The organism is Silvanigrella sp. (assembly GCF_044369315.1).
Classification (GTDB): domain Bacteria; phylum Bdellovibrionota_B; class Oligoflexia; order Silvanigrellales; family Silvanigrellaceae; genus Silvanigrella.
In genome coordinates, this window is sequence record NZ_JBIPMD010000201.1 from 1 (window position 1) to 6,058 (window position 6,058).

At 33.4% G+C, this 6,058-nt stretch carries 7 protein-coding genes; all 7 read right to left on the reverse strand.

Translation table 11 applies throughout. The features are described 5' to 3' along the window. On the reverse strand, positions 1–565 hold a 565-nt coding region (locus tag ACIQ56_RS13440; protein WP_397601561.1), incomplete at its 3' end, for a biotin carboxylase N-terminal domain-containing protein. A gap of 26 nt (positions 566–591) precedes the next feature. Next, complete coding sequence (gene accB / locus ACIQ56_RS13445) at positions 592–1,119, reverse strand: acetyl-CoA carboxylase biotin carboxyl carrier protein (RefSeq protein WP_397601562.1); 528 nt, start codon at positions 1,117–1,119, stop codon at positions 592–594. Positions 1,120–1,384: 265 nt separating this feature from the next. Further along, positions 1,385–1,951 carry an elongation factor P gene (efp, locus tag ACIQ56_RS13450; RefSeq protein ID WP_397601567.1) on the reverse strand — a complete coding sequence of 189 codons (567 nt, stop codon included), beginning with the start codon at positions 1,949–1,951 and terminating at the stop codon, positions 1,385–1,387. Between the two features lie 116 nt (positions 1,952–2,067). After that, positions 2,068–2,931, reverse strand: a complete 864-nt coding sequence (locus tag ACIQ56_RS13455; protein ID WP_397601563.1) for a YdcF family protein — start codon at positions 2,929–2,931, stop codon at positions 2,068–2,070. A gap of 114 nt (positions 2,932–3,045) precedes the next feature. Next, the gene (locus tag ACIQ56_RS13460) at positions 3,046–3,321 is read right to left on the reverse strand and encodes a hypothetical protein (protein ID WP_397601564.1); all 276 of its coding nucleotides are present in this window, start codon (positions 3,319–3,321) and stop codon (positions 3,046–3,048) included. A gap of 80 nt (positions 3,322–3,401) precedes the next feature. Next, entirely contained in the window at positions 3,402–4,385 is a 984-nt protein-coding gene (locus ACIQ56_RS13465; protein ID WP_397601565.1) for a ribonucleotide-diphosphate reductase subunit beta, read from the reverse strand. A 30-nt stretch (positions 4,386–4,415) separates the two neighbouring features. Next, on the reverse strand, positions 4,416–6,058 hold a 1,643-nt coding region (locus ACIQ56_RS13470; protein ID WP_397601566.1), incomplete at its 5' end, for a ribonucleoside-diphosphate reductase subunit alpha.

Sequence of the window (6,058 nt, forward strand, 5' to 3'; positions counted from 1 at the left end):
CAGCAGCTTCTTGGCGACACGTAAAATAGGCTTTTTCAAGATCGGAGTCTTTATGAACGATTTTCATGCCTCGTCCACCGCCCCCACCACTTGCTTTTAAAATAACAGGAAAGCCAATTTCTTTTGCTGTTTTTTTGGCAACATCTATGCTCTCAATCGCAGATTTAGAGCCAGGTAAAAAAGGAAGTCCTGCTTTACGAGCTACTTCACGAGCAGCTACTTTTTCGCCAAGCTTTCTCATTTGCTCTGGTGTAGGTCCTATGAACTTAATATTACATTTTTCACAGACTTCAGCAAAATGTGCATTTTCAGATAAAAATCCATAACCAGGATGAATGGCATCGGCACCACTTACTTCAGCCGCTGCAATGATAGCAGGGATATGAAGATAACTTTTTTTGCTTTCCGCTGGTCCTATACAAATACTTTCATCAGCAAGTTTTGCGTGTAAACTATGCGCATCTGCTTGAGAATAAATGGCAACGCTTTTAATACCAAGCTCTCGACAAGCGCGAATAATTCGAACCGCAATTTCGCCTCTGTTAGCAATAAGAATTTTTTTCATGTTTATTTACTCACATTATTTTCTGTTTACTTAGCAGGAGCAACGATAAAAAGTGGAGTTCCAAATTCTACTGGTTTTGCATTATCTACAAGAATCGCAACAATTTCACCGTCAATTTCAGATTCAATTTCATTCATGAGTTTCATTGCTTCTACAATACAAAGTGATTGACCCTTTTTAATTCTTGAGCCTAACTCAACAAAAGGTGCTTGGTCAGGTCCAGCAGAACGATAAAATGTACCTACAAAAGGACTTGTTATTTTTGTTCCTTCTGGTTGTTTTTTTGTTTCTGTTGGTGGTTCTGATTTTGAAGGAGCTGAAGGAGAAACATCGTTTTCTTCAATGGATTCCATTGAAATATTTGCTGTATTTGAATGACTTCTGCCATGAGAAATGCTTGGAGAATACCCGGCCACTTGTGGCTGAAATACTCCTGTATGAGAAACATTTCTTGCAAGTGATATTTTTTCACCAGAAGATTCTGCTTGCACAACATCAAATCCATGTTTTGCCATTAAAGTCATTAATTTTTCAATCTTATTTACATCAATCATTATTGTGGTTCCTCTAAATATATACCTTGTTTCACAATTTAGACAAAGGTACTTGTGTATAGATATACCCAAAAAAAGAACTTTTAAAGTTCTTAACTAAAACATCAACAGATTTCCATAATTCCTTAAGTAAAGTCAATACCTTGAAAAAGAAATTGCTTTTATTTTAAGAAAAAAAAGAAATTTTTATTCTTCAATGAATAATGAAAAAGCTGGTGGATTTAAATATCTACCAGCTTTAAAAACTCAATTCATTTATAAAAAGTTATTTACGATTTACTCTATCTACATAAACAGCTTCTCTTGTATCTATGCGAAGAATATCACCCTCATTAATATGGAAAGGCACGCTTACCACAAGCCCTGTTTCCAATTTTGCTGGTTTACTTCCTCCCGTTGCGGTATCTCCGCGAACTCCAGGTGATGTTTCTACAACTTTTAATTCAACAAATGTTTCTGTTTCAACGCCAATAGGCTTGCTATTAAAAAACACAACCTTAATGATTGAATTTTCAATTAAGTAGTTTTTTGTGTCACCTACTTCGAGGTTAGTTAAAGATATTTGTTCATAGTTCCCTGTATCCATAAAATGATAGCCATCTGCATCATTATATAAAAACTGCATGTTTCTTTCTTCGACATCAGGTTTTTCGAGCTTGTCTCCACTTTTTATGTTGTGTTCGACAACTTGCCCTGTTCTTAAGTTTTTTACTTTTGTGCGCGTAAAAGCTGCGCCTTTTCCTGGACTAACATGTTGAAAATCAACAATAATCCAAGGATCATTATTCATAAGAACTTTTAGCCCACGGCGAAAGTCACGGGTATCATACATACTACTCATAAAGAAAACTCCTTTTCATGCGAAATTGGAACTAACATCTTAATTATAAAATTGCAATGCAGCTTTTTCAGGATTTTGCTGATTATAAAGTTATGGAAAACGAGACTTTAGAGTTTTAGCCAGCCTTTTAAGCCGTATCCGGCAATACCTATATATTCATTTAATAGACTTACTGTTGTTACCGCATTCGCAAAATTAAAAATCCCGCTTCCATTGGACTCAAAGGAGGTTACAGGAATAGGACAAACTTGAAAACCTTGTTTTTCAAAAGTACGTTTTGCTCTAAACATATGTGTACTACTTGTTATTAAAATAATATTTTTATTATAATTATTTTTTTCAAATATTTCTTTAGAATATGCTGAATTTTGATAAGTATTTTTGCTTTCATTTTCGGTAATAATTTTATAATGATTTGCTGAATTTCCATAAGTATAATGTATAAATTCTTTCATAGCTTGAGCCTCACTTTGAGGAATATATTTATTTGTAAAACCACCTGTAATAATTATTGGAGTTTTACTTGATTCCCAATGATTTTTATAGTTTGATTCTTTTAATAATTCTGTTAATCCTAATAATCTTGTTTGTGATACAATTGACGGTAAGTCCTTTTGATATATGCCAGCACCAAGTATCACAATAGCATTCGCATGATTAGCACAATTAGGAATAGGATCTGGAATGAGTTCTATCTTTTGGTTTAAAAAATTTTGATTTTGTAATTTTTTAGATTCTGCAGACAGTAAAAAGTTTGAAAGATAATCTGGGTTTTTTTTAAAACAGATTAAAATAATAAAAATGCTGGCAAAAGTAAGTAAAATTTTCATCAATTTTCGAAAAATACAGAGCCATAATAGTAAACAACACAAAAGCAGCATGACACTAGGTAGACCCGCATCAAAAGTGAATTCTTTCACATAGTTTTTGAGATCTAAATTCCAATTCGAAATTTGTGTTGTTTCATTCATTTTCGAATTCCTTATTTTATTGATACAAACCTTTGAGCACTATTATTTGAAATAAGTGCAAAAGGTTTATATCAAGTTTTTTTTGTTTTTGCTAAGGAATTGAAATTGATTTTATTAATCACATTCTGTTAACTTATACTTTTTATCGTTTAAGTCATAACATTTGATATAAGGTTGATTTACAGTATCACAAAATCCTGCGTAAACTTTACGAAAATGTTCGCAATGTTTTTTTGCATCTGGTCCATAAAAAGATGCTAATTTATCCCTTTTTAATAACTCAGGCACATCTACCATTAAGTCCACAGAGTCTTGTTTGCTACAAGAAATCCCTAAAAAGAAAGTAGCTATCATGATCAAAAAAGTTTTAATCAATTGGTTCCAATACATGTGATTAACCTCATTGAATTATTCTTCTTTAACGATAGCTCCTTTATTTATTTGGATCAATCTGTTAACTTATGTCATTTTTACCATTCTAAACCAAAACCTGTTTGATATTCTGTAACACGAGTTTCAAAAAAGTTCTTTTCTTTTGGAAGATCCATAATTTCATTCATCCAAGGAAAAGGAGTTTCTTCTTCACCATAAATTGGTTCTAAGCCAATGCTTTCGATACGTCTGTCTGCAATATAACGAATATATCTTGCAAATTGGGACCGAGAAAGACCAAGAATATCAAGAGGGAGAGAGTCTGCAACAAAAGCATCTTCCAACTCAACAACATGTTCAATATTTTTTCTTACTTCTTCTTTTAACTCTGGCGTCCAAATATCAATATTTTCTTCAATATATTGATTGATTAGTTTTGTACCAAATCGACAATGCAAGCTTTCATCACGAACAATGTATTCTAGTTGTTCCGATGTACCAACAAGAAGATTACGACGTTTAAAGTTTAATAAAAGGACAAAGGCGCTATAAAACTGCATGCCTTCCATACCAATATAATAAGCACACAAATTCTTTAAAAATAGAGCGCGGCCTTCCGCTGTTTTTGTAGAAAAACTTTCATTTAAAATCCCTTCAAAAAACTGGGATTGGAAATCGTGTTTATCTTTAATTGTCCCTACTTTTTTAAACTCACCAAAAACTTCTTGCTGATCCATAGAAAGAGATTCCACAATATGGGAATAGCTCCAAGAGTGGATACTTTCTTGAAATGCTTGCGCCGTTAAATACTGACGACATTCTGGGTTCGTAATGTGTTTATAAATTGCCATGATAATATTATCACCCACTAATACATCTGTATTAGCAAAAAAACTTAATATTTTTTTTATAAGGTGACGCTCGTCTTGCGTAAGGTAACCTTGATTTTTCCATTGAGCTATATCCGAAGCCATTGAAATTTCTTGTGGGAGCCAATGATTTTTGCATAAATTTTTAAACTCATCCCATGCCCATGGGTATTTAAATGGCATAAGTTGAGGTCTAACTTCATTAATTAACATAAATGTTCTCCTTTAAGATGAAAGATTTCTTTATTGACAAGACTCACACTCTGGATTGTCAATCGAACAAGCTTTCACCTCGGGCGCTATAATTGCTTCTTTTTTTCTTGAAGATATACTTGATTTTTCTACACTTGTTGCTGCTTTTGTTCTTAAATAATAAGTCGTTTTCAAGCCAGAATGCCATGCATAGCGGTACATTTCATCAATTTTTTTCCCACTAGGAGCAGACATATATAAGTTTAAGCTTTGAGCTTGATCAATATAAACTTGACGTAACGCGGCACAGCGAATCAATTGTTCTGGTTCAATGTCAAAAGCAGTTTTATATAGCTCTTTGATATTTTCAGGAATATTTAATTCACTAACAGCACCATCACAAAGTTTTAATTCACGTGAAAGCTCTGTATTCCATAAGCCTAAGTTTTTGAGATCTTCTATTAAATACTCATTAATAATTGTATATTCACCACCCATGTTACTTTTCACATAAAGATTTTTATATGTTGGTTCAATAGATTGAGTACAATTTGAAATATTTGAAATTGTTGCCGTTGGCGCTACTGCTAAACAAAGACTATTTCTCATTCCTGCAGAAACAAGAGAACGAATTTCATCCCAGTCTAATAGAGTGTTAAAGCCATCTTGAGATAAAAGCGTATCACAAGGTAACAACTCTCCCGATTTTGAGAGGTAAGTTGAAGGCGCTTCTGGTACCTTAACATGAGAACCTAATTCGGTTATGGTGTCCTTTGGAACTTTACCCTTAGACCAAGTAGAACCTTGATAACTAGAATAAGAGCCTCTTTCTTTTGCTAAAGTAGCAGATGCTTTAATTGCATGGAAACTTATTTGTTCTGCAATTTTTTCAGAAAGCCACATTGCTTCTGGTTTGGAATAAGGTATTTTTTTTATATATAAAACATCTTGAAAACCCATAAATCCCATTCCAACAGGACGATGGCGATGATTTGCCGTTTCTGCTGATTTTATAGGATAAAAATTTTCTGTAATCACATTGTCTAGCATGCGCATTCCAACACGCACAGCATGTTCTAATGTTTTTCCAGGATTTTCAGATTGAAAGACCGCTTTTAAATTTATGGAACCTAAATTACAAACTGCTGTTTCTTCTGCATTTGTATTTAAAGTAATTTCTGTACATAAATTACTGCTATGAACAACACCGATATGACGTTGAGCACTTCTTAAATTACAAGGATCTTTGAACGTAACCCAAGGATGTCCTGTTTCAAAGATCATCGTTAAAATTTTGCGCCACAGTTGAACAGCCGAAATTTTTCTAAAATTTTGAATTTGCCCTAGCTCTGCTTTTTGCTCATAACCTTCGTATAATTTTTTAAAGTGATCTCCATAGGAGTTATGAAGATCAGGAGTTTCTGATGGGCAAAATAATGTCCATTCACTGTTACTTTCTACTCTTTCAAGAAAAAGATCAGGAATCCAATTTGCTGTATTCATATCATGAGTACGACGACGTTCATCACCTGTATTTTTTCTTAATTCAAGAAAGTCTTCAATGTCTAAATGCCATGTTTCTAAATAAGCACAAACAGCGCCTTTTCTTTTTCCGCCTTGATTTACAGCAATTGTAGAGGAGTCTTGTACCTTAATAAAAGGAATAACACCTTGTGAACGTCCGTTTGTTCCTT